We start from the raw sequence: 22,560 nt of genomic DNA, 5'->3' as shown, positions 1-22,560 counted from the left end.
CGGCGATCAGTTACCGCCCCACCCCGACCGCTGGAGGAGGCAGCACTTCGACATCCACATCCGCTGGGAAGGAGACCCGCATGCCCGAACGCCCACCACATCACCGACAGCTGGAGAACAGCCTGCGCGCGGACTTCGCGTTCTGCTTCCGGTTGCAGCGCGCTGCCACGAACGCCCGCAGCGAAGACGAGTACGTCCGGCTCGCCGGCAGCGTGGACGCCCGGGCCCAACGATGGCAGCAGGCACCCAGCCAGTGGCGGAACCGATGGAACCACCTCGCTGACACCACCAGCGCCTACCTGCACACACCTCCGGCACCGGAGCCGACCCACTCGGACGCCGATGACGATCCCTTCTTCCGGCGCAATCGAAATCAAGCCCGGATGCTCACCGGCCGCCACCAGGCCACCGGAACTCGACCGCAGAACGCCACGACCGGCTACCGGGTCACCTGGTGCGATACCGGATCCTCCGAGCCGAACACGATCTGGCGCACCAGCTTTCAGACCGCCCGCGAACGAATCGTCACCGGCACCCGCGACGCCGCCGGACTCGTCGACGCCCGCATCACGATGAGCCACCCCCGAACCGGTGCCGACCACCTACTGTTCGAAGCACACGCGGTCACCGGCGCGCAGCTGCACCACGAGCTGTCGGCCATCGACGACACCTTCCGCGCCCCGGGCGCGCCGCCGGGCCCGAGCTGGCTGAACGACGCCACCTACCACGCTCTGGTCGGTGACTATGAGTACACCGTCGCCGCCATCCACGAGCCCGCCCTGAGCGACCAGCTGGTCGAGAACATCATCCGCCGCGACGACCTCCGCGTGCAGATCCTGCTCTACGCCCAAGCCGCCGACATCCACAATGCCGCACCGACACTGGACAAGATCGACGGCAACCCGCCGCGCCCGTCATTCTGGGAGAACCAGCCCTGGCTGGACGACCTGACCGCCATCGCCGAACGCCACCTCATGACCGTTCGCAGCCAAGGCATCCAGCGCCACCTCGACCTCGGCGCCGGCACCGAGATTCGTGTCGGAATGTCACCGGTCGGCACCGAACCCTGGTACATCGACCGCTGGGACTACACGGCCGACGCGCTCGATCGTGCCGCGCAGATCACCCACCTCGGCCGATTCCAGACCTACGGGGACCTCATCGCCGCCATCGACGGACCCGACGGCGTCGCTGCCCACGCCCGGGTGCACCAGCCACTGGGGAACATTGATCTACCCCCGGAACTGCGCACCGCACTAGCCGAATTCGACTACGAGACAAATCATCTCGTTCGTGTCGTCCAAGCGGCCCACAGCCTGCGCGCCACGATCCGAGACCAGAGCCCGTACCTGCTCAGCAGCGACCGTACGGCGATCGCTCGGACAGCCACGCAGAGACAGCCACCGCCCCGCCCTGACCCACCCGGGACCACCGGCCCGGGCCTCTCGCACTCTGCAGGTTCCGCGCCGCTGCAACGACGACAACAGGCCCGCAGGCAACCTCCGCCATGTTCTCGTGCGCGACGAATGTGAACAAGATCGCCACCGGGCTCCGGACGTCCGCCGTGCACATGGTCGCAGTTCGCAGGTTCCTCTCTCGGAAGGAGAGCTATGCACATCATCACAGAGCGTTTCGCGGTTGACCCGCAGAGCGAGTGTGCCTTTCGGAAAGCCTTCGCCCGATGCCGACGACTGCGACGAGCCGCGGAGCACGCGGGCACCGAAGAAAGCCGTAGGCGCCGATTGAGGGACGCGTGGCAGTTCGACGCCGAGCGATGGCAGAACCACTCACCGGTGTGGCGCGATCGCTGGCTCTTCCTCGCCGAAGCTGTCCGAATCCGCGAGCAGCATCACCGGGGGCCGACCGACTGCGATGCCAGCTCGATCGAGTCACTTTCTGCGGTAGACGCATTCGCGTTTCGAAGTCTCCGTCAATCGTGGATGCTGACGGCCGACTGCGATCCGTCCCTCCGCATTTCGAGTGCAGACCACAGCCCGACAACCACCTGTCAATACGACACGCCCGGACCTGCTCAGCGACGGTTGTATCTGGTCGTCTGGACCGAAACCGGTTCGCCGCACGCAACATTCACCTACACCGGCAGCTTCCGGCTCGCCTGCCGACGGATCGCCGAATACACCGCTGCCAGCCGCGCTCGCCTGATCGATGCCCGAGTCACCACCTGGGATATCCCCAACATCCGGGAGTTCAGTCTGTTCGACGGCTGCGCAATCACTCCGGGCGCCATGCAACGCGAACTCGCCGTCATCAACAGGGTCCTCGGCCGCCCGCAGAGACCGGTCGGGGATCCGGCACGCGACATCGCCACCTACCGCCGGATGCTCGACGACTACAGCGAGTGCACCGCCGGCGAGGACGCTGCGCGGTACTCCGACCGGTGGCGGGAACTACGCGTCCATCGCGACGACCTCTATGAGGAAATCTTTGAATTCGCCTGTGCCGCCGACTTGCTCGATGCCACTGCGGATCTTCAGACTGCCGACACCGATGCCCTCCTGAGAGGACATCATCGCTACGCTACTACCGAATTCGCGTGGTCGAACATCGGTCGAGCGCAACGAAACCGTGCCACCACCGATCCCGCCGGCCGATGCCGGCACACCGATCTCACCGAAGTCGCTCGCAGCCTACAGAATTGTCTGCGCCACAGCGCTCCCTATCTACTCACCGATGACCTTCGCCAGCCCAACGGGCAAAACATCTTTCCGGTCGCGATCGCCGACCGGCGGCACCCGCGCACGTGTTCTCCGCGCCCGACCCGGCACCGATCATCGGGCCTCGACCATGACCGCCGCGCCTGACCACGGCCGGAGGTGAGCGCATCCATGCCGACCGACAACCCCACCACCGACGACCGCCTCGCCGCCGCACTCACCTCCGTCCGCGAACTGGTCCAAGCCCAGAACATGCGCGCCGCCAAACAACAACTCCGCCGCGCCACCGCAACCATGGACGACACCACCTGGGCACTCATCGTCGAAATCGCCGCCACCCTCCGCTACAAAACCCACGACGCCGCCCTCGCGAAACTCCGCAACCTCTGGTACGCCCACGAACCACACCGCGGCCTGATCGAAGCCTGCGTCCCGAAACCCGATGAACGCCAGCACATCCCCGAGCCCGCACCGGTCATCCATCAACGGGAACGGACCTGGATGAAACCCGGCCGGATAACCCGCACCGTCGACCCCAGCCGCCGCACCGACCCCAGCCAACGCACCGGCGACCGCAGCACCCACGCCGTCGACCGATACGAATCCGACCTCGACCCCACCGCCCGAAAAGATCCCGAAACCGCCTACCAAGGCGTCCTCCTCGGCAACCGTGACCACGACCGCGACGCCACCCGCACCGTCAGCACCGGCCTCTGCGTCTCCTGCCGCCTCGAACGCGCGACCCTCGACCGCACCACCGGCCAAGCCGCCACCGGTCACGGCGACGACGGACTCTGCACCGAATGCCGCAGCCTCGACCGCCCCGGCATCCCCGAACTCCCCCTCGGACACACCCCCACCGACGCCGTCCACGCCCGAATGGAATACCTCACCACCCACTACCAACCCCGCAACCGCAGCCTCTACCACCAGGAATACCTCGCCGCCCACCCCACCGACCAACCACTGATCGCGCACTGGATCCGTACCTACACCCAGCCCGATCCCCCCATACCACCGCGCCAATTACCGACCACCCCAACAGTTCCCAATGCCGAATGCACCGAATGCGGCGAATGGCGCCAACTTCGTGACGACCTCTGCGTCGACTGCCACCCCGGACTCGATCAATTATCCCCCACGCCTGCCGGCAGCATTGAATTATCGAGTAGTCGAGCAGACCCGATCAACGAGGAATCGGAGCCAGATCGCCGTCCCGTCCAGAAGGGTGAGCATAATCGATCAATTACAGCAAGCGCACCGGAATCAGAACAAGCCAAACTATCGGATCAATCGCATCCATCGTCACGGCATCGCCCCACAGCAACAACCGGCCATACGAAGAATTCGTCCAAGATCACTGTCGTACAAAGGTCGTCCGCGGCTGAACGTCGATTTCGCGCAGCCCGACAATCACAACCGGTAGCACGACGCATACCACGGCAACGGTCGTAACGTCCGTCAAGCCCGCAGCCCGGCTATGTAGTCCCGTTCCGGACCGTCCCCGCAGGCGTGGGGCCGACGTCGATACCCGCGGCGAGCTCGTCCGCGGCGGCGGATCATCCCGCGGGCGCGGGACCGACACCATGAGCTACTGTCTTCACGGCCTCCGCCACGGACCATCCCCGCGGGCAGGGGGCCGACTCACTGGCCGACATGATCGCCGCCGCGATCGACGGATTATTTTCGCGTGCGCGGGTCGACATGACCGGAGAAGTCGCTCCGCTACACGGACCATCCTCCGCGCGGGGGGCCGACCGCGGTGCCATTTGCAGCCGCAGGCCATCAGGCGGACCATCCTTGCGCGCGTGGGCCGACGCCCGGACCGTGGATCTCCATTACTTCACCCCCGGACCATCTCCGCGCGCGGGGCCGACGGGACCTGTTGGTCTAGCGCTCACATCGCCAACGGACCATCCCCGCGGACGCGGGGCCGACGCCGCGACGCCCATGATCTCCACGTCAGGCCCCGGATCATCCCCGCGGGCGCGGGGCCGACCACCGCCTGACCCGGCCGAAGTGCGCCGGCATGGGACCATCCCCGCGGGCGCGGGCCGACCCGAGAGTGAACGTCAGCCCGTACTCGCGGCAGGGACCATCCCCGCGGGCGCGGGGCCGACGCCAGCAGCGGCAGGCCGCGACCGCCGATGCGTGGACCATCCCCGCGGGCACGGGGCCGACGTGGTCGAAGATCTCGGTGGCGTCGGCGGAGCGCGGACCATCCCCGCGGGCGCGGGGCCGACTGGAGCGAAGATCACGCCGACGGCAACCTGGGAGGACCATCCCCGCGGGCGCGGGGCCGACCCGGACCGGAACCCATTCCTGGCCGCGGTTGAAGGACCATCCCTGCGGGCGCGGGGCCGACCTCGCCGCCGAGCTGGGCGTGACACCGGTGAACGGACCATCCCCGCGGGCGCGGGGCCGACATCGGGTGCCGGAAGCACCACATCGCCACCGTGGGACCATCCCCGCGGGCGCGGGGCCGACGCCGCGGCGTTCGCGATGGCCGTATTGGCCTGGGGACCATCCCCGCGGGCGCGGGGCCGACTCGATCTCTGCGCGCATCGGCGCCGTCATCGAAGGACCATCCCCGTGGGCGCGGGGCCGACGCCCCACATGCCCCATTCATCCCATTTCACAACGGACCATCCCCGCGGGCGCGGGGCCGACGGGCTTCTGCACGGCGTGATCGACGGCGTGCAGGGACCATCCCCGCGGGCGCGGGGCCGACCAGGGTGTTCGCGCCGCCGGTCGTGATCCGCGCGGACCATCCCCGCGGGCGCGGGGCCGACGACACCGTTTTCGGTGGGAACAGCGGCAATATCGGACCATCCCCGCGGGCGCGGGGCCGACTGGTCCCGGCGACGCGGCGGCCGGCTACCGGACGGACCATCCCCGCGGGCGCGGGGCCGACCGCACGGGATCGAGAACACCTCGACGAAGTTCCGGACCATCCCCGCGGGCGCGGGGCCGACCCACGCTGTCTGCGCACCGCGTACCGGACTGGAGGACCATCCCCGCGGGCGCGGGGCCGACACTTTTTGACCTGCAGGTTTGTTGGCAGAACACACTGTTTTCATTCAGTTCGATTTGCCTCACACGGCGTCGATCCGCATCAGCAGCTTAACGGCAAAGATCAGCACGTCACGAGCATCCCACGTTGGCGAACTGCGTGCGGTTATCACCAAGGGTCGTAACCAGTTGGCAGGCGACACAAGCCGGCAGCGACCTCGTCCGCCAGATCCTGGTACGCCTCGGAGAGTTCGACCAACGCCGAGATCGCATCCCGGACCGCACCGCTGGCTGGGTACGGCAGTAGCGCGCGAACCTGAATGGTGCGCATCGCGAGCCGGTCCACCACCCGGCCCATGCCCTCCGTATGGATCCGGGTCCGCTCGAACGGGGTGGGCATTCGGAGTGCGACCCAGCGGTCGATTTGCAATCGCAGATGCGAACGCTGCGCAAGCATTTCGTTCGTTCCGAGTGGGCCGGTGGCGAACCGTTCCCGTTCGTGCCACACCGATAGATCGCGAGCAGCGATCAGCATCGGGTGGCGGCCGGGAAATCCCCGGCAGGCCGCCAGCACCGCATCCTTGTCCGGCAGGATCATCGCCGCCATCCTTGTGTTGTCCGGTGAACGCCGCCATCTCTTCGGGCCGGTCGGCAGCAAGTTCGAGCTTGCGCGCACTGGTGTCGTCCTGCGCGTAACGTCGACGTGCGAGACTCGGGGGTGTCGGCATACCAGGGACGTCTCTCTTCGACGAGCAGCCGGAATTTGAGTGTCGCGACGGTTGGCTGGGCTTCGTCACGGACCGGCCACCAGCAGCCGACGCCGATCACGACCGCACACGGCGCCATCAAACTGATTGTGACCAGCAGCATCAGCACGCCGGGACCGATGGTGCCCGGGTCACCGGTCGCACGTCCACCAAGACATCGATTATCGATTGCAGAACTGGGAGTCCTTCGCCTGCTGGCAATCTCAGCCACACTCGAGATGCGATTCCGGGTGTCGGCAACATGATCTGTCTTCCAGGCCACAGCGGCACAATCCGATGGGTGAAAATCGCGAGTTCCAGTGCAGCGGAGTGATCCTCAGGCCGGAAGCCGTCGGTCACGAACAGCAGCGCCCGCTTTTTCACTGCGATCACCGGCACAGGGAAGGACATCTGCGACCAGGCCCGGTAGCCCAAGGCCGCGGGAACAAGCACTCCCGAATGCTGCCGCGACCGCATGGTAATGACCATGCTTCGCGGGTCGATCGAAGTCTGGAAGCCGAACTCGGACCGATACAAGCGACAGCGGTCCACGAGCGCGCGAGTCATCAGCGGATCGGTTCCAGGCATACCCGTAGTACTCATGAAATTCCTACCTCGCGTTTCAGAAGCGCAGCAGATGAATTGCTATCGGTGCAGCGGCCAACGGCAATGAAAGGACACAGCGGTTCATCGCGATCGAGCTTCGCCGCACGTAGGACGCGAATACAGAGATCCTGATTCGGCGCGAAAGGTGAACCCGGTCAATGGAAAACCAGTGTCAGGTCACCGCCCCCGTCCGCTGTCCAGGACGTGCGCGACGACGGCGGCAACACTCATCCGGTACGAGTCCGCAGGGACTCCACTGACCCACCAGCGGCCGGCCACGGTGTCCGACGGCGGTCCAGGCAATGCGATCTCTGAACCGTTGGGCAGGATCTCGGTGTCCAGGATGCTCAGAGTCGGGGCAACTGCATCCGGGTCGAACCCGGAGGCGGGCCGCGCCAACCAGAAATAGCAGGCGTCGGGTACCCCGACGATCTGCCCCATAGCCGCCCGCCCGAGGCGGGCAAGGATTCGCAAGCTCAGTTCTTCCGGGATCGCCACCACCGAAATCGCTGCGCTCACCCGCAATACAATGTCGGTTACGCCAAGACCGCCTCGCGCGAACACGCCCTCGAGCCCACATGCAGTCCGATACCGATCGGCTTCTGCCGCAGCATGATTCCAGGTCATCAGCGCACCCACCGCCGCCTCGACGTTGCTACCGTCCACCCGAGCGGCACTTCCTGTCCGGATGCCGGCAACGCCGCCGGGCGCATCAGCATCAGAACCAGCAAGTGCCACCAAATCTTCTGTTCAGCAACAGTTTTCGCTCTCCAATTCAAGGCAGACGCCCGACTGTCCGGCGACATACGGACCGGGCGGCACAGTGCGACCAGGCCACCCCACACCGGGCAGGTGCGCGGCCGAGTTTGGTTGCCAGAGAGAAGCTTTCCTACCAAGCGGTTCGCCATACCCACCCCCCTCGAGATGTGCGCCACATCGACACCCACATCGTGCATTGCATGAGGTGAAAACGCAAGACTTGCGTTCTATCGACCTGCGTACGCGTGGGTGACTTGCCCTCGCCCGCTCACCTGGTAAGACTGTCGACCATGACCAGACAGCCGCCGCTCCGGATCGCGGGTATCCACCTCCGACGGTTGGCAACCGAGCTGCTCGGCCTACGCGAAGCCGCCGGCCTCAACCGCCAGCAGGTCCAGGAACTTACGAAGATCAACGACGCGACGCTGTACCGGATCGAGGAAGCTCTCGCCCGCCCCCAGCAGCGGACCCTGCTGGCGCTGATGGACCTGTACAAGGCGAACGAGGAGAAGCGGGAACTACTCGGCCGGCTGTTCAAGGACTCGACGAAGCGCGGTCTGCTCCTGCCCTACCACGCGGACCTGCCCGACTCGTACAACACGTATATCAGCCTGGAGGACGAGGCAGACAGCCTCCAGTCGTTCGAGCCGCTCGTCATCCCCGGCCTGCTGCAGACCGAAGACTATGCCCGCGAGTTGATTTCCGAGATCTCGCCGGAATCGACGGAGACGAACATCGCGAGCAACGTTCGATCGCGCCTCGACCGGCAACAGCGGCTCGTCGGCGACAAACCGCTGAACCTGTGGGCAATCATCGACGAGCCCGCACTCCACCGCATCGTGGGCGGCCCCGATACGACTCGCGGCCAGCTGGAGCATCTCGTGGAATCAGCTGGGAAATCGAACATCACCGTGCAGGTCGTGCCCTTCGACTCGGGTGGCCATCCGGGAATGCGCGGATCGTTCACACTGATGGAGTTCCCGAACGCGGACAGCCCCGAGGTCGCCTACCTGGACACCATGGCCGGCCAGGTCTTCGTCGAGGAGCGGGCGCAGATCCGGCGCTACACAGACCAATTCATCCGGCTGGCAGCCATCGCACTGAGCCCTGCACGATCACTCCGACTGATCCGGGACATCGCCGGAAGTTCGTGAACAAACCAAGAAGGTAACCTGCGACCATGAGCACCACCACCGAGTTCGCCGCAGCGCGCTGGCGCAAGAGCGCCCACAGCCAGAACAACAGCGCATGTGTCGAGTTCGCGTTCGCCGGCGATCTGGTCGGGATCAGGGACAGCAAATTTGCACGCAAGCAGTTCGATCAGCTCACAGAACAACCGCTTATAATGCTCCCGGCCAGCCGATGGAATGAATTCATTGCTGCGGCAATCGGCGATGGATCGATGCCGCCGCAGGTCCGTATGAACTGTCACGAAGATGGCGGCGTCACCCTGGTCGACGATCACGGCACAACCCTCACCTACACCAGTAAGGAATGGTCGGCATTCGTAGCAGGGGCCTCCGAAAATGACTTCATCGTGCTATAAATCAACATATCACAGTAAATTTCTAGCTAAAACCATACTTCTCAGATGCGCGTTGCCGCCATCACTTTCGACAGATCATCCTGAGGGCAGCAGAGCAAGCGCAGTTGCCCGTCACTTCGCATAGCTCGCGTATGGGCCGTCCCCCTTCGGCGGCGAGGCCGACCGGCGCGCAGCGTGACCAAGGTCGAACCGGATCGGCACGATGGTGGCAACCTCAGACCATCTGTCAATGGCCATTCGTCCTTCCCCGCGGGGGGCAGGGCCGACAATTGCCGGCGGAAGCGGTTGCGTTGCGCAACAGGACCATTCCCGCACGCACGAGGCCGACCCAGGCCCAGACCGGCGAAGCCGTCCCGCAGGGACCATCCCCGCGCGCGGGGCCGATACACGGCCGGGTCCTGCATCGGTTCGAGAATGTGGACCATCCCCGCGCGCGCGGGGCCGATACCCCGTCACGGGCGGCGCGGTACTGGCGGGAAGGACCATCCCCGCGCGCGCGGGGCCGATCCGGACGCCCCGACCGGTCGCTATGCTGCTCGGGGACCATCCCCGCGCGCGGGGGGCCGATGACCGGCGACCACAACGAGCGCGGCGTGCAGACAGGACCATCCCCCCGCGCGCGGGGGGATGGCGGTCATGCCACGTCCTCGGCCGGGCAGGACGGACCATCCCCGCGCGCGCGGGGCCGATGACGAATGCGATGCAGCCGGTGTCGGTACCCATGGACCATCCCCGCGCGCGCGGGGCCGATGGGCGGCGGCGGCAATGCGGGTGTGGCCGGCACGGACCATCCCCGCGCGCAGGGCCGATGGAGGTCTCATCCGCTGCGGCCGCCGGACCGGTGGACCATCCCCGCGCGCGCGGGGCCGATCGGGGCCGTTCCCGTTCACCCCAGCTCGGCCGAGGACCATCCCCGCGCGCGCGGCCGATGTCCGGCGCATCACATGGAAGGCGGGTTTGCCCGGACCATCCCCGCCCGCGCGGGGCCGACGAACTTCCCATCGCCCGGCCTTGACGGCACCTAAGACCATCCCCGCGGGCGCGGGGCCGACACTTTTCGACCTGCATATTTACGAGCCGATACCCCTGTTTTCATTCAGTTCGATTTCGCCTTCGTGGGTTCGGGTCAGTGAGTTCCTCGTTCCGGGAAGATCCGGGTCGAGGTTCCTCATGGCCTGTCAGGTCGCTCTGCGGCGGGCGGAGAGGACCAGACCGTCGAAATCGACGGGACGCCAGCGGTCGCGGCCGGCGGTGCGTGCTGTCCAGCCTTGTTCGTTGTTGGCGGGTTCGATCATGACGGCTTGGCCGTCGCCGACTCGGTCGGCGAGTAGTTCCCAAAGTCGTTCTCGGATGCGACGGCTGGGTTTGCCAACGAAGACTCCGGCGCTGATTTCGACCATCCAGCGGGTGAGATGTCCACGTAGGCCTGGCGCGACGGCTATCAGGACGATGACAGTCATGGGGTCACCAGTCGACCGGAGCGTCGAGATCGGGGCCGATCACGGTGATCTGGTCTTCGCCGAAACCGGGCTGGACGAGGTCGGCGTAGTCGCCGGCCCAATTGGTGCCGCCGTCGACGGTCCCGAGCTTCTCGTCCCAGAGTTGCGGGCCCGCGGTGGGGTCATCGTCGGTGCCGCTGCCGAGGAGTGTACGGATGTCGTCGACGATCCGAGGCAGCAGTCGTCGTTCGGCGATCAAGTCGCGAAGACCCAGGCGGGCGTCGCGTTCTTCTGTGAGGCCGTCGGCTATGAGGTCGAAGGCGAGAGGGATGCTGTATTCGGCTTTGTAAAGGTCGGCTATGTCGAGGACGAACGACATCGCCGAGCCTGTGTGCACGAACCCCAGTCCTGGGCTGGCGCCGAGACCGGTGATAACCGCGTGGGCGATGCCGTAGAGGGCGGCATTTGCGGCGGACAGGACTCGGTTGAGGTCGTCGCCCGCGGCGTGGGCATCACCGGCGACATACTTCCGCCCCTGCCACGGAACTCCGGTCCTGACCGCATGTTCGCGGTAGATCCGGCGGACGCGGGTGCCTTCGCGGCCACGTAATTGCTGCATGGTCGCTTCGCTGACGTCTTCGCCGGGGAAACGCATGCCGTACATGGCCCGAGCGACGGTGAGTCGTTCCTTGGGCCGGGTCACCAGGTGCGCCTGCCGCATGAGCAACCCGGCGCCGCGGGACGGCCCGATCCCGGCCGCGTACATGCGGACGCCCTGCTGACCGATCCAGCAGATCGTGGTGCCGGAATCGGCCAGCAGAGCCGCAGCGGCGTGGGTGATGCGTGTCCCCGGGCCCAGCAACATGGCCGCGACCAGCGCTGCGGGGACCCGGACAGTCTCCTTCTTGTTGATCACCACGACCGCGTTCTCGTCGCGGTCGATGTGGGAGCGTTCGACATACAGCGTGGAGACCCGGTCCTGGAGTCGGTGGAGGTCGTGCGGGTGGGCCTTCCACCAGATATCGGCCATCTCAGGCCGTGACCAGCGGAGCGAGGGTCAGCAGTCCGCAGCCGTAGGCCTTCGATGGCCCGATGCCGGCAAGCAGGACGGTGGCGAACCGTTCGGCGTCGGTCACCTGTAGGTGGCCTTCGAAGGTGGCTGTGTGAAGGGTGACCGGGTGTGGCGCACGGCGACCGTCCTCGTCGGTGCGGCCGAAGCTGACGCGCTGACGTGCGCTGATCCTTACTTCCAGCGCCGCAATCTCATCGAGGTCGATTCCGGGCAGTTGAGGTTCATATTCGGTGGCGGGGATGCGGAAACCCCAGTTCTCGGTGCGGCCGAGGAACCAGCCGAGTTGTGCGGCCGCGGTGCGGTGGCCGAGCCGTAAGGACCGCGGCCGCTTGCGTTCGGTAGGGGAAGTTTCCGCCCGTTCGGCTTGGGCGCGTGTGAGTTTGTCTGGTGTCCGGGTGTTCTGGATCGGGCTGGTGGTGACGCGAAACGCGTATTGGTCCCCGGTGGCGAGCCGGTCGAGCAGGGGCCGATAGTCGGCGATCTGGGCGTGTTCGCCGTCGGCGTCGGGCCAGCCGGCGGTTTCGACGAGGTGTTTCCAGTCGGGTTTGGTTCTGGTCAGGGCATACAGCTGGGGACGGTGGGGGTTGTCGGTATCGAGTCGCCACAGGATGCGTTCGCCGAGTGCGTCGTCGGGGATGCCGTGGAGGACGGCGCTGCGCATCGCGCGTGGGTTGGACAGTAGTTTCCGGCTGTGGGCGCGTTGGGGGTTGATGCGGATGCGTGACAGGTAGGTCATCGAGTGTTTCACCAGCCCAGGAGGGAGAAGGGGTCGTGCCCGACGGGCGTGCCACTGTCGGGGTCGAGTTGCGGGTCGGGGATGCCGGTGGGGATCCGTACGGTGCTGTGGCGTACGCGGCGTTCGCGAAAGCCTCTGTCGTGTAACCCGAACGAGGTCGGGACGTCGTGACGGGTATCGGTACCGTCGTTGTCGTCGACAGTGATCGGCAGATCGACGAATGCGGGTTTGGTACCGCGGAGGTACTGTGCGCGACCGGTGTCGCTGGCTTGCCACGGCTGCTGTGCGAGCGTGTCGAGCACTGCTTCCCGCTCGGTTCCGAGCAGGATCGGTTGCGTAGGCGGACAACTGCGGCGGCCCAGCGCTAGCGGGTAGGCCGGACGGCGTACCGCGGCGGCCAGGACGTCGATGACATCCACGCCGCCGGCCAACGCGACCAGGAATACTGCATCCTGGAGGTAGTAGCGCTGGGTGACATGCGTGTATTTGGCTGGGCCGGTGGGTTTTTGGAGGCCCTTGGCGTTGACGCCGCTCTGCTTGAGCGGTATGCCGCGGTGGTCGCTGGCCGTGTGAAAGTCACGGAGCAGCGTGCCAGGCTGGTCGGTGCGCACGCCCATGGTGAGGCTGGTCAGCGGGGTGAGGTCGGCGTCTCGTTCCAGTCCGAGAGCTGCGGCGAGCAGACCGATGACGCCGGATTTGGTGGGCTCGGGACGGGTCTCGCGCCGGTTGAACCGGCTGGTTTCACCCCAGGACTGCAGCGGGCCCGCCAGTCTCAGCAGCAAGACCGCATCGGTGTTCGTGGCGGTCATCGGGTGAAGTATCCGGCCAGCTGTTCGCGAAGTCCCTCACGCAGTTCGCCGAACGTGACGGCAGCACCGAACGCCTCGGCGAGCTTGTCCGAGGCAGTGTCGGGAGCGAAGGCGTGGGCGTGGGCGGTGTAGGCGGGCGCGTCTCCCCACAGCCGGACACTGCTCAACTGTTCCTCGGCCAGCCGTTGCGCGGACAGTTCCGCGATACCGCCCTGCCTCGGAGGAATCGGTTTCTCGAACGCGGAGACAAGATTGACCGGCTGGTCCTCTCGCACGGTGATCGCGACCAGCGACGGCAGTGTGCGGTGGGCGAAGGCGTTGCCGTGGCCGGTGGGCATGGAGCGGGCGAAGCTTTCGACGAACACGTCGACAGCGTCGAGGGCAGCGTCGGTTTCGCCGAGGTTGTCGTGCAGGGATTTCAGGCCGACGCTTGCATAGCGGTAGAGGGTGGCGGAGTTGAAGCCGATTGTGCCGATCATGCCAGCACCGGGGTCGTGGTCTTCGTTGGCGTCGTCGACTGCGGTGAAGTAGTCGAACTCGGCTTCGGTGGCATGAGTGGACAGTGCGTGCGCAACCTGCACTGCCGCATCGACATTCAACGCGGGGATGTCGGCGACCATCCTCCCGAACAACGCGACGTCGAGGGGGTGATTCTCGCGGAACTGGGCGGCGACCGGCAATTGCTTGACCGCTTCGGCGAGAGCGGCGTCGTCCAGGCCGGCCAACTCTTGTGCATCATCGGCGACAAGATCGATGACGGCGTCGAGTTGCCCGTTGCCCACGAACAGCAGATAGGCGGTCGCTCCGGCCTTCTTGCCCGCGGTGATACCCACCGGCGCCAGCAGCGCGGTGGCGATCCGCTCGGTCTGCTCCTGGTCGACTTCGGTGCGTACTTTCAGCCGTTTGGCGAGTTCACCGGCGACCTTTCGGGTGCGGGTCGCGCGATCCTGCTCGGGTACGCGATCGACGAAATGCATCCGAGTCGCGCGTTTCCACGCTTGGGACGAAACCCTCGATCGCCGCACGCCGCCGTAGACGGCTTCTTTCGGATTGCCCTGATCATCCCGGTTCAGGTTGGCGGGCGGCACAGTCTGCAAGATGTGGACGTCGACATAGGCGCGTTTGGTCATTTCGTTCTTTCTCGGAAAGTGTTGCAGTACAGAATATTTACGAGATCATTCGGCGGCGGTGTCAGCGGCGGGTGGTGTCCATCGCTGGTAGCCCTGTGCCCAGCCTTTTCGGACACGCTGACGTGCGTCGGCCCAGTGCCACCGGTCGATGTCGCGAAGGAGTCGGTCGTAGTCCAGCGGCTGACCGATATCGCGCAGCTGGATGATCAGTCCGCGCAGCCGGTAGGTCATCGTCGGCACCGATGTCGATGCCACCAGCGCCGCCACTCGCCGGTCGACTGCGTCGCTGCTGACTTTCGCGTGGTGACGCAAAGTGCGCAGTGCCGTACCCAATCCGACGTCGGGCTTGTGCATCAGCGTGCGCTGGGACTGCTGGTGGACACCGAACAATGCCAGTGCGGCGTGCTCGGCACTCTGGGCGGTGCTGGCCAGGCCGAGGCGTTCCAGATCGGCATCCTTGTCGGCCGTGACCGTATAGAACTGCCACATCTTCGGCGCGGTGAGCGCCGCTCGCCCCAGCCCGGTTCGCAAGGCTGCGAGATCCTCCCCCGGAGGTAGGTCCTTATTCCACTGCTTGGACTTCTCGTCGAGGAAACGGTTCCAATACCGTTGTGCCATCAGTCATTCCTCATTACTCGGGCCTCGGCGTTCGGCGGCGGCCCTGGGCAGGATCTTGTCCACCGCGGTGTAGAAGGAGTTCGCGGCCAGGCCGAGGCTGTAGCGCTGTTCTTTGGCGGGCCCATGGACGGTGCGACCGGTGAATGCGGCAGGCGGGAGGGCGAAAAGTGGTTCGGCACACCGATACACCGCGTCGTAGGCCAATAATTCCCAGGCCACCAGCCCGCGGGTGAGCTTGTCGTCGTCACCGGCATCTGCGGACACGCCGGCGAGCAGACGCCGCACCAATGGGTCCAGCGCGACCAGCAATTGCTCGCCAGGCCGCATCCCCTTGTCCCATGGGATCGGATCCGCACCCAGCGAACGCCGCAGATCCGCGGACAGCCGGTTGATCGCGGCCGCCAGCCGCTCTGCCTGGTCGGCGGCTTCCAGCACCGTCGTGTAGGCCTCGCCCTGGCCGCGCATCGACGCCACCGGCACTGGGATCACATCGTGGATCAGGTCTTCGATCACTGCGGACTGGTTGCCGTACACGATCCCGAATGTCTCCACCCGCAACGGGTAGCTGTCGTCGATAGCGCCGGACCGCTCGAGCCCGGACAGCTGATCCAGCAGCTCGCTGGTCTGGAACGATTCGTCGGAAGAGGACTCCAGCGCCAGCAACGCATCCAGCCCACGCCACGCCGCTTTCCCCGCCGCGTGCCGCAACGGCCTCAATGGCGCTGCGGTAGATCCCTTGGCGGGCTTGTCTTTTCGCCAGGCAGTGTGGGTTTCCCAGTCGGGCACACCGGCACTGAAACGATCGCCGGCAGCCACGATGGCCCGTTCCACGACGATTCCGGCGCCGGTCTCCTCGGGAAACAGCCTGATCCTCCGCGACTGCCACGTCCACAGGTCCAGGACACCTCCGGGTGCGCGGATTTCCCATCTCGGGCCCAGCGGTTCCCGGCCCCAATGTGGGACGCCCAGCCGCTGCTGCACGCCGATCGGCGTGTTCAGGAGAAGCGTGTCGTACAGCGTGCGGCCCACCGGCAGCACCACGCCCAACTGACCGAGTGGCCCTGTGAAGTTCCCGGAAGTCTTGCCGCCCAGAGCTTTCGGATCACCAACGACGCCGGTCTTGATGGCCGCCGTGTCCCAGCACTGCGTGTGCAGCATCCATCGCAACGCCGCGGGCAGTTCCAGCCGCAGAGCGTCGGCTTCCGTACGCGTGGCGAACAGTGGGACATTGTTTCCCGACGGGGCGGTCGCCACGAGCAACGCCGTACCTTTGGTGTCCCCCTTCGCAGTACGGAGATCCGCGACCTGACCGAACGGCTGCACCGGATCCAGAACATCGAACCGATCAGCATGGGCCACCAGGTATTCCTCGATCGTGTGCCACTCGGTATCGCTGAACTCGCCGCGGTCGAACCGCTGCCGCCAATCCTGTCGGGATGTCGGCGAGCCCAGCGCGTGTACGACGATCGGTAGCAGCAACTGCCGCAGCAACGCCGGCACCATTGTCGGAATCTCGACTTCGATACCGGTGATCCGACGGCTGTTGCGCAGTGCCTCCCCGAGCGGAAGAGCACGCACCGAACCGTCATCGAATCTGCTGGGCAGCAACGGGGTTGACCAGATCAGGTCGCCCGCACCCACATCAAACCTCCATCAGTACAATGGTTTACGTCTAATCTTTGCGGCAGTTTAGTGCTGTGCGGTTGCCGCGGTGTGCGAAACTGCGAAGTGGACCCGCCGGATTGTTCTCGGCAGGTATGGCCCAGGTTTGCGTCTGGGATCGGTATCGGCCCCGGCTCAGCCGGGGGCCACCTGGTGGTGCACTCTCGGGTGCATCACCAGGTCATTCGATGACCAGCCCCAGCAACTGGTCGTAGCGAATCCTGTAGTCGCCGACCGGCCCTCGGCCATCACCATCCACGATCAGGGCTCTGCTGTAACGCAGCCACGGGTCGTCGCGCCAACCGTCCAGCGGGCGCAGCGAAGCGTTCGCAGCGCCGCGAAGCTTGGTCGGTAGTCGCAGGGTCCCGCCGAGGACGTGATCGAGGACCTCGTCGGCAACCTCCCCATGACTACCGAGCTGGTGCCGGTTCTCCGACCGGAAACCGTGCTCGTCACGGCGAATGAGGACTACCTCGATACCTTCCTCACCGTCCCGCACCCGCACGTCGTCGTCACTGACATAGGTGCCGGACCCGCGGTGCAGGCCTTCCAGCGTCGGGTTGCCGTGCTCGCCGAGCCTCGTCAGCAGAAACGGCGCGGCCTTATCGGCACGCTTCTGTTGATCGTCACGCCATGACTGGTAAGCCTCGCCGACCTCGCCGGCCCAGGACTCGGGAACCGGCGAATCAGGGTCGTAGGCCTCGGCCACCAGATCGGGCACCTGCGCAGGAATCTCCCAGTGCCCATCACGATCTCGCAGTACCGCTATCGCAGCTCGCAGCAGCGGGTACCGGCCATAGATGTATTCGCTGCCCTTCTCGAAATCCGGCACACCCTCGCCGCGCGGACTGAACCCCGTGACCACCACAGTGGGCACCCGCAACTCCGGCGGACGGAGCACACCATCGTGCCGGTGCATTCGGCCGATCCGCTGCAGCAGCAAATCCATCGGTGCCAGGTCCGTGATCAGCAGATCGGCGTCGACGTCGAAGGACTGCTCGGCGATCTGAGTGGCCACCACGATCGTCCTCGCGCGCTGAGGGCCGCCCCTGCGCGGGCCCAGCAACTCGAGACACCTGTCGGTTTCCTCGGCGCGCTGCCGCACATGCAGCTGGCCGTGCAACAACCGCACCTCGGCGCCGAACACAGCCGACAATTCCTCGTATGTCTGCTGCGCCCGCGCGACGGTGTTGCGGATCACCAGCGCGCATCCACCGTCCTCGAGCCGATGCTGCAGCAGTTGCGTCAGCGAAATCTCCTCAGCGGCAATCTCTATTCGGACTTTCAAGGGCTCGGACCGCCATGCAGGGGCGACGGACTGCTCTATGGTCGGTTCGCTCCCGGCACTCACCCAGGCCGTCGTCACCCGCGGATATCCGGGCCGGTCGGGGATCGGGGGGAGGTCGAGGCTCTCACTGTGCCGAGCGCCGGCCAGGTAGGCGCCGAGCAGCTGGCGGCGCTGCCGTGGTGGCAGCGTCGCCGACAGCAGGATGACCGGGACACCGGCTTGGCCGAGCCACCGCAAACCCTCCACCAGGAACTCCGACATGTACACGTCCGCAGCGTGGACCTCGTCGAGGATGACGACCTTGCCCGCCAAGCCCGCCATCCGCAGCATCACATGCTTGGTTCGCGTCGCAGCGATCAGCAACTGGTCGATCGTGCCGACCACGAACGGAGCCAGCAGCCCTCGCTTGGCACCCATGAACCATTCCGCCGGGACCGTCCGCTGCGGCCGCTCACTGAGACAAGGATCGAAATCTCCACTCCCATAAGGGTCTTCGAGACCGTATTCGTCCTCCCCCACACTCACGAACCCGAAATCGGCAGCCGCATCGACGCCGGACAGCCGCTGCCACTCCTTGTTGAAGCGGCGCTTGCCATGCAACAACGCCACCTGACTGGCAGCGTTCGGGTCGACCTCGGCCACCCACGCCCGCACCTCCGTGAACATCGGGTCGCTGGTCGCCTGCGTTGGCATCCCAACGAACACCCCGTCCAACCCGAACCGAGCCGCCAGCACCTCCGTGCACAACAAGGCCGTCTTCGTCTTCCCCTCGCCCATAGGCGCTTCCACGACCATCAGCCCCGGCCCACCCATCCCGGCAGCACACTCGATCGCCACCCGCTGCGACGACCGCGGCTCCGCCTGGAATCGGCTGCGGAAATCCTCGACCGACGGCTCACCAATCCGGCCCCAGCCGCGCGCCAAACCCAGCTCCGTCCAAGCCTTTTCCGCCCGCGACCGCGCCTTCTCGAGACTGATCGCGTCGAGAGTGTCGATCCCGGAAAAATGATCCTCGTTGCTGGCGATCCAGTCCGCCATCACAATGAACCCACTCAACTCCAACTGCAGCGCACGTACCGGAACCACCTTCGGCTGCACCGACGCCACATCGGCGAAACCCACAGCGCGGGTGAAACACTCCAGCAGCACTCGCTGCGCCATCGGCCAGTCCCCGGCTCCCTGAAGCTTGGTTCCACCACGCCGGGGCGGCCCGAGCTCACCACCCGACGGAACCCGGCCGTGATGGCCGGCCACCAGTGGCCATACCCAATCACACTGCACCGCAGTCCATCCCGCTTGTTCCAACATGCGCGACAAGACCCGGGCACCTGCAAGCTCATGGCGCCATCGATGCGCCTTCACCGCAAACTCATCCCACCCCAGCCCCGATCGGCGAACCGCCGCCGCGCACGACGCATCGACCGACTGGAACGCGGGCGTCGCCTTCCCCAGATCGTGAACCCCGCACAGCCACACGAACAATCGGCGCCCATCACCTCCCAGCCCGGTCAACGCCGCCACCTTCGTACGAACCGCATCGGCCAGGTACCGGTCCCAGATCAGCTCGGCCACCGCTGCCGTGTCCAGCATGTGCGACAACAGCAAGTTCACCGAGCCACCGGCGCGCCCAGCCGACTTCCCCCACAGGCACCCCAGCCAGCCTCGTTCCACGTCCGGCAAAACCGACCAGTCGTCCCCTACTCCATCCCCTGCATCGATCATGGCGACACCATACGGACGGCCACCGACAAGCTCTGTCGCCTTCGACCAACGCTGGGCGACAAAGTAACTCATACAGGATGGCGGTCACGGACAGCGAACGAGCCCATTGTGCCGGGCCGAGGACCAGGATTAGCAGAAGTGCCGTACGCCTACCGAGTCGATTCGCAGCGGCAGAAGCTACAACCGCGACACCGGGATCCGGGTTTGAGATCCAAACAGCCTTGTATTGTCGGGACCCCGCGTAGGAGACTCTACCGACGGGTCCCGTTGCAGGACGTCGCATCCAACTAAATGAAAACCGGGGCGCCCGCCAACAAACCCGCAGGTCAAAAAGTGTCGGCCCCGCGCACGCGGGGATTGTCCGATCGTGCCGACAAGGAACGGCATCACGATGTCGTCGGCCGGGCGTCCGGAGGGATGATCCTCTGCCAGACCGCAGCGACTTCCGCCGCGGTCAGTCGGCCTCGCGCTCGCGAGGATAATCCGCCTTGCCGCGTAAGCGAATTCGTTACCATGTCGTCGGTCCTGCGCACACAGGGATGGCCCTTCAGCAGCCCGGTGCAGCAGCTCGCCACCATCGTCTGTCGGCCCCCCGACCGCGGGTCGGTTGCAAAGTCGAGATTGCCTGCAGCGGGGCCATTTTAAGAGAGTGTTTCGACACCTGGTTCGGCCAGATGTGAGTGGCCGGTGCGCAATTGCGCGATGAGCGCGACGTCGCTGTCGACGCACATCACGGTGTTGCCAAGCGCGGCAAGACAGGTTGCAGTGGTGAGTCCGACGTAGCCGGCGCCGAGAACGAGATTGCGGGTTCGATATTCATGATCTGCTCCGTGACCGGGCCGGGTCGGCGGGCGGGAGGCTGCGGCCGGTGGCGCGGACAGCGGCGGTGAGATGGTCGAAGTGGGTGCAGTGTTCGATGATTTCGTGGTCGAGGCCGGTCAGCGGCCCGTAGCCGGTGAGGAAGGCGGCTTCGAGGTCGGGCCGGTGGCACCAGTACCGGTGGGCGAGACGGACGAGGTCGCGTGCGGGAAGGTCGATTCGGGAATGCTCGAAGTCGAGGACCTTCACGATTCCATCGTGATAGAGCAGGTTGCGGGGAGTGAAATCGAGATGGCAGGGCGCGGCGGGGACGGGCCCGAGCTGAGCGAGTTCGCGCAGGTGCGCGCGAATCGTGCGGCGGTCGTTAGCGGACAGTATGTCCTCGGCGAGCTGGAGCCACGCGTCACCGCGTTCGGCCAGCCAGGTGGTGATGTCTACAGTTGAGTCGGCGGGCTCGGCAGTGTGCCAGGCGGCGAGCAGCGCGCCGGCCTGGAGATATGCGGCTTGTTGTCGATCGGGCGGCAAAGGCGTCGCGGCGAGTGGATTGCCCGGTAGCGCGGTGACGATGATCGCGGGCGGGTCGTCGATCTTGGTGAGGAGGCGGGGAGTTCGGTCGGCGATGACCGGCGTCCACTGCTGGTACGCGTGTACCTCGTTGAGGTGGCGTTGCGGGTGCCGGTGGGCTTTCACGATGACCTCGCCGTGCCGGGTGGCGGCGCGGAGGACGACGGTGTGCTGGTGGCCTGGGTGTTCGGCGATCGGCCTGCTGTCGGGGTCGAGGTGGTGGCGGCACAGTGCGAGCAGGTCGGCGCCGGTGATCATGACTGTGTCCGGAGGTGGTCAATGTCGTTGTGGGTGGCCAACATCCAGACTGCGTGCCCTTGGCGGTTGGTATGGCGTTGCCAGCGGGTCAGGCAGGTGGGATTGGTGCGGAATCTCGTGTGGCAGGTGGTTTCGGCGGGAAGCCGGAGGAACAGGTGGTGGGCGGCTTCGATGGTTTCGCCGTGGGCCAGGACGAGGATCCGGTGGCGAGGATGGTTGGCGATGATCCGGTCGAGTGCATGCGTGACGCGATCGAGGTAGTTCGTCCAGGATTCGGCGCCGTCGGCGTAGGGGTGGTCTGGATTGTGCTGGGGTGGTCCGCCGAACGCGTCTTTGACGTCGCGCCACGGTCGGCCGTCGGCGGTGCCGTGATCGAGGCCGCGGAGTTCGGCGTCGATTATCGGCGTGACACCGAGTGCGGCGGTGACGATCTCAGTGGTTTCCCGGACCCGGCGGCGGGGCGTCGTGTAGACGGCGTCGAAGGGACGCGCGCGGTGTTCGGTGGCGAGGCGGCCGGCCAGTTGTGTGGCCTGCTGGCGGCCTCGGTCGGTCAGGCCGGTGCAACCTTGTTCGCCGCCTACGATTCTGCGGACATTGCAGACGGCTTCACCGTGGCGGACCAGCAGCAGTTCGGTGGTGATGGTCATCTATTCCTCCTCAGTGGCGCAACGAATTTCGTCATTTCGAACCGGTGTATCGGTGTCGTCATGCGGATATCGGTCCGGCTGTCGGATCCGCCCGGCCCGGCGCCGGTTCGGGCCAGGGCCGCACGTCGGTCCAGCTGTGGTGGTACCCGTGGCGGTGCAGATACGGCGCCGTGAGGTGGTGATGGATTTCGGCATAGCGGCGGAATTCATCGATCGTGCAGTGGATCCCGTGCCCGGCGGTGCGGTCGTTGTAGGAGGCGAGAGCAGCCTCGACGGCCTCGGCCGAGAGGCGACCATGGGTCATGGCGGCACTGACGACGAGCTTGGGACTGCTGCAGGATCCGGTGACAGTTTCGGTCACGCGGCCTGACTGGCCGGTGTGGTCATGATGACCTCGTACTCGACCGGCGTCAAACGACTCAGACGGGCCTGCCGGCGTCGACGGTGATATG

At 66.0% G+C, this 22,560-nt stretch carries 20 protein-coding genes and 1 CRISPR repeat array; of the genes, 5 read left to right on the top strand and 15 right to left on the bottom strand.

Annotated features, from left to right (window positions below; translation table 11 throughout):
• Positions 1-80: 80 nt before the first annotated feature.
• From NRB56_RS22355 to NRB56_RS22345, 3 genes are all read left to right on the top strand, one after another.
• Positions 81-1,532, top strand: coding sequence for a hypothetical protein (locus tag NRB56_RS22355; protein WP_153345352.1), 1,452 nt, complete (start codon positions 81-83; stop codon positions 1,530-1,532).
• A gap of 78 nt (positions 1,533-1,610) precedes the next feature.
• Positions 1,611-2,822: a hypothetical protein gene (locus NRB56_RS22350; RefSeq protein ID WP_153345349.1), complete on the top strand. Its 1,212-nt coding sequence runs from the start codon at positions 1,611-1,613 to the stop codon at positions 2,820-2,822.
• A gap of 24 nt (positions 2,823-2,846) precedes the next feature.
• The gene (locus NRB56_RS22345) at positions 2,847-4,130 is read left to right on the top strand and encodes a hypothetical protein (RefSeq protein WP_153345347.1); all 1,284 of its coding nucleotides are present in this window, start codon (positions 2,847-2,849) and stop codon (positions 4,128-4,130) included.
• 455 nt (positions 4,131-4,585) lie between these two features.
• A CRISPR array of direct repeats spans positions 4,586-5,711; the repeat unit is 28 nt; unit sequence GGACCATCCCCGCGGGCGCGGGGCCGAC.
• Positions 5,712-5,856: 145 nt separating this feature from the next.
• On the opposite strand, the gene NRB56_RS22340 is transcribed toward NRB56_RS22345, so the two are convergent.
• The 3 genes from NRB56_RS22340 to NRB56_RS22330 form a co-directional block, all read right to left on the bottom strand.
• Complete coding sequence (locus tag NRB56_RS22340; protein WP_153345345.1) at positions 5,857-6,285, bottom strand: hypothetical protein; 429 nt, start codon at positions 6,283-6,285, stop codon at positions 5,857-5,859.
• Between the two features lie 271 nt (positions 6,286-6,556).
• The gene (locus NRB56_RS22335; protein WP_153345343.1) at positions 6,557-7,036 is read right to left on the bottom strand and encodes a hypothetical protein; all 480 of its coding nucleotides are present in this window, start codon (positions 7,034-7,036) and stop codon (positions 6,557-6,559) included.
• Between the two features lie 180 nt (positions 7,037-7,216).
• Entirely contained in the window at positions 7,217-7,705 is a 489-nt protein-coding gene (locus tag NRB56_RS22330; RefSeq protein ID WP_153345341.1) for a hypothetical protein, read from the bottom strand.
• Between the two features lie 383 nt (positions 7,706-8,088).
• Between NRB56_RS22330 and NRB56_RS22325 the strand changes: the two genes are divergently transcribed.
• Positions 8,089-8,952 (top strand): helix-turn-helix domain-containing protein, encoded by an 864-nt coding sequence (locus NRB56_RS22325; protein WP_153345339.1) that lies wholly within the window; start codon positions 8,089-8,091, stop codon positions 8,950-8,952.
• 26 nt (positions 8,953-8,978) lie between these two features.
• Positions 8,979-9,344 carry a DUF397 domain-containing protein gene (locus NRB56_RS22320; protein WP_153345337.1) on the top strand — a complete coding sequence of 122 codons (366 nt, stop codon included), beginning with the start codon at positions 8,979-8,981 and terminating at the stop codon, positions 9,342-9,344.
• Positions 9,345-10,522: 1,178 nt separating this feature from the next.
• Here the strand turns inward: NRB56_RS22320 and cas2e are convergent.
• From cas2e to NRB56_RS22260, 12 genes are all read right to left on the bottom strand, one after another.
• Positions 10,523-10,804, bottom strand: a complete 282-nt coding sequence (gene cas2e / locus NRB56_RS22315) for a type I-E CRISPR-associated endoribonuclease Cas2e (RefSeq protein ID WP_153345335.1) — start codon at positions 10,802-10,804, stop codon at positions 10,523-10,525.
• 4 nt (positions 10,805-10,808) lie between these two features.
• Complete coding sequence (gene cas1e / locus NRB56_RS22310; RefSeq protein ID WP_153345333.1) at positions 10,809-11,813, bottom strand: type I-E CRISPR-associated endonuclease Cas1e; 1,005 nt, start codon at positions 11,811-11,813, stop codon at positions 10,809-10,811.
• Position 11,814: 1 nt separating this feature from the next.
• Positions 11,815-12,591, bottom strand: a complete 777-nt coding sequence (cas6e, locus tag NRB56_RS22305; RefSeq protein WP_153345331.1) for a type I-E CRISPR-associated protein Cas6/Cse3/CasE — start codon at positions 12,589-12,591, stop codon at positions 11,815-11,817.
• Between the two features lie 8 nt (positions 12,592-12,599).
• Positions 12,600-13,400, bottom strand: a complete 801-nt coding sequence (cas5e, locus tag NRB56_RS22300) for a type I-E CRISPR-associated protein Cas5/CasD (RefSeq protein ID WP_153345329.1) — start codon at positions 13,398-13,400, stop codon at positions 12,600-12,602.
• A complete protein-coding gene (gene cas7e / locus NRB56_RS22295; protein ID WP_153345327.1) occupies positions 13,397-14,530 on the bottom strand; it encodes a type I-E CRISPR-associated protein Cas7/Cse4/CasC in 1,134 nt (377 codons plus the stop codon). The genes cas5e and cas7e overlap by 4 nt, the downstream gene beginning before the upstream one ends.
• 45 nt (positions 14,531-14,575) lie before the next feature.
• The gene (gene casB, locus NRB56_RS22290; RefSeq protein WP_153345325.1) at positions 14,576-15,148 is read right to left on the bottom strand and encodes a type I-E CRISPR-associated protein Cse2/CasB; all 573 of its coding nucleotides are present in this window, start codon (positions 15,146-15,148) and stop codon (positions 14,576-14,578) included.
• A 3-nt stretch (positions 15,149-15,151) separates the two neighbouring features.
• Positions 15,152-16,789, bottom strand: a complete 1,638-nt coding sequence (gene casA / locus NRB56_RS22285; RefSeq protein ID WP_153345323.1) for a type I-E CRISPR-associated protein Cse1/CasA — start codon at positions 16,787-16,789, stop codon at positions 15,152-15,154.
• 202 nt (positions 16,790-16,991) lie between these two features.
• Positions 16,992-19,820 (bottom strand): CRISPR-associated helicase Cas3', encoded by a 2,829-nt coding sequence (cas3, locus tag NRB56_RS22280; protein ID WP_153345321.1) that lies wholly within the window; start codon positions 19,818-19,820, stop codon positions 16,992-16,994.
• Positions 19,821-20,461: 641 nt separating this feature from the next.
• Entirely contained in the window at positions 20,462-20,701 is a 240-nt protein-coding gene (locus tag NRB56_RS22275; protein ID WP_153345897.1) for a hypothetical protein, read from the bottom strand.
• Positions 20,637-21,461 (bottom strand): phosphotransferase, encoded by an 825-nt coding sequence (locus tag NRB56_RS22270; RefSeq protein WP_153345319.1) that lies wholly within the window; start codon positions 21,459-21,461, stop codon positions 20,637-20,639. The genes NRB56_RS22275 and NRB56_RS22270 overlap by 65 nt, the downstream gene beginning before the upstream one ends.
• A complete protein-coding gene (locus tag NRB56_RS22265; protein WP_153345317.1) occupies positions 21,458-22,108 on the bottom strand; it encodes a histidine phosphatase family protein in 651 nt (216 codons plus the stop codon). Before NRB56_RS22265 ends, NRB56_RS22270 begins: the two co-directional genes overlap by 4 nt.
• Before the next feature lie 58 nt (positions 22,109-22,166).
• Positions 22,167-22,469, bottom strand: a complete 303-nt coding sequence (locus NRB56_RS22260) for a hypothetical protein (RefSeq protein WP_153345315.1) — start codon at positions 22,467-22,469, stop codon at positions 22,167-22,169.
• Positions 22,470-22,560: the final 91 nt, after the last annotated feature.

The organism is Nocardia aurantia, assembly GCF_009604425.1.
Lineage (GTDB): Bacteria > Actinomycetota > Actinomycetes > Mycobacteriales > Mycobacteriaceae > Nocardia > Nocardia aurantia.
This window is presented reverse-complemented; position numbering and strand designations above follow the sequence as displayed.

Bases quoted from the DNA above. Each gene is read 5' to 3' on its own strand.
- NRB56_RS22355 (WP_153345352.1), top strand. From the start codon at position 81: ATGCCCGAACGCCCACCACATCACCGACAGCTGGAGAACAGCCTGCGC.
- NRB56_RS22350 (WP_153345349.1), top strand. From the start codon at position 1,611: ATGCACATCATCACAGAGCGTTTCGCGGTTGACCCGCAGAGCGAGTGT.
- NRB56_RS22345 (WP_153345347.1), top strand. From the start codon at position 2,847: ATGCCGACCGACAACCCCACCACCGACGACCGCCTCGCCGCCGCACTC.
- NRB56_RS22340 (WP_153345345.1), bottom strand. From the start codon at position 6,285: ATGATCCTGCCGGACAAGGATGCGGTGCTGGCGGCCTGCCGGGGATTT.
- NRB56_RS22335 (WP_153345343.1), bottom strand. From the start codon at position 7,036: ATGAGTACTACGGGTATGCCTGGAACCGATCCGCTGATGACTCGCGCG.
- NRB56_RS22325 (WP_153345339.1), top strand. From the start codon at position 8,089: ATGACCAGACAGCCGCCGCTCCGGATCGCGGGTATCCACCTCCGACGG.
- NRB56_RS22320 (WP_153345337.1), top strand. From the start codon at position 8,979: ATGAGCACCACCACCGAGTTCGCCGCAGCGCGCTGGCGCAAGAGCGCC.
- cas2e (WP_153345335.1), bottom strand. From the start codon at position 10,804: ATGACTGTCATCGTCCTGATAGCCGTCGCGCCAGGCCTACGTGGACAT.
- cas1e (WP_153345333.1), bottom strand. From the start codon at position 11,813: ATGGCCGATATCTGGTGGAAGGCCCACCCGCACGACCTCCACCGACTC.
- cas6e (WP_153345331.1), bottom strand. From the start codon at position 12,591: ATGACCTACCTGTCACGCATCCGCATCAACCCCCAACGCGCCCACAGC.
- cas5e (WP_153345329.1), bottom strand. From the start codon at position 13,400: ATGACCGCCACGAACACCGATGCGGTCTTGCTGCTGAGACTGGCGGGC.
- cas7e (WP_153345327.1), bottom strand. From the start codon at position 14,530: ATGACCAAACGCGCCTATGTCGACGTCCACATCTTGCAGACTGTGCCG.
- casB (WP_153345325.1), bottom strand. From the start codon at position 15,148: ATGGCACAACGGTATTGGAACCGTTTCCTCGACGAGAAGTCCAAGCAG.
- cas3 (WP_153345321.1), bottom strand. From the start codon at position 19,820: ATGATCGATGCAGGGGATGGAGTAGGGGACGACTGGTCGGTTTTGCCG.
- NRB56_RS22270 (WP_153345319.1), bottom strand. From the start codon at position 21,461: ATGATCACCGGCGCCGACCTGCTCGCACTGTGCCGCCACCACCTCGAC.
- NRB56_RS22265 (WP_153345317.1), bottom strand. From the start codon at position 22,108: ATGACCATCACCACCGAACTGCTGCTGGTCCGCCACGGTGAAGCCGTC.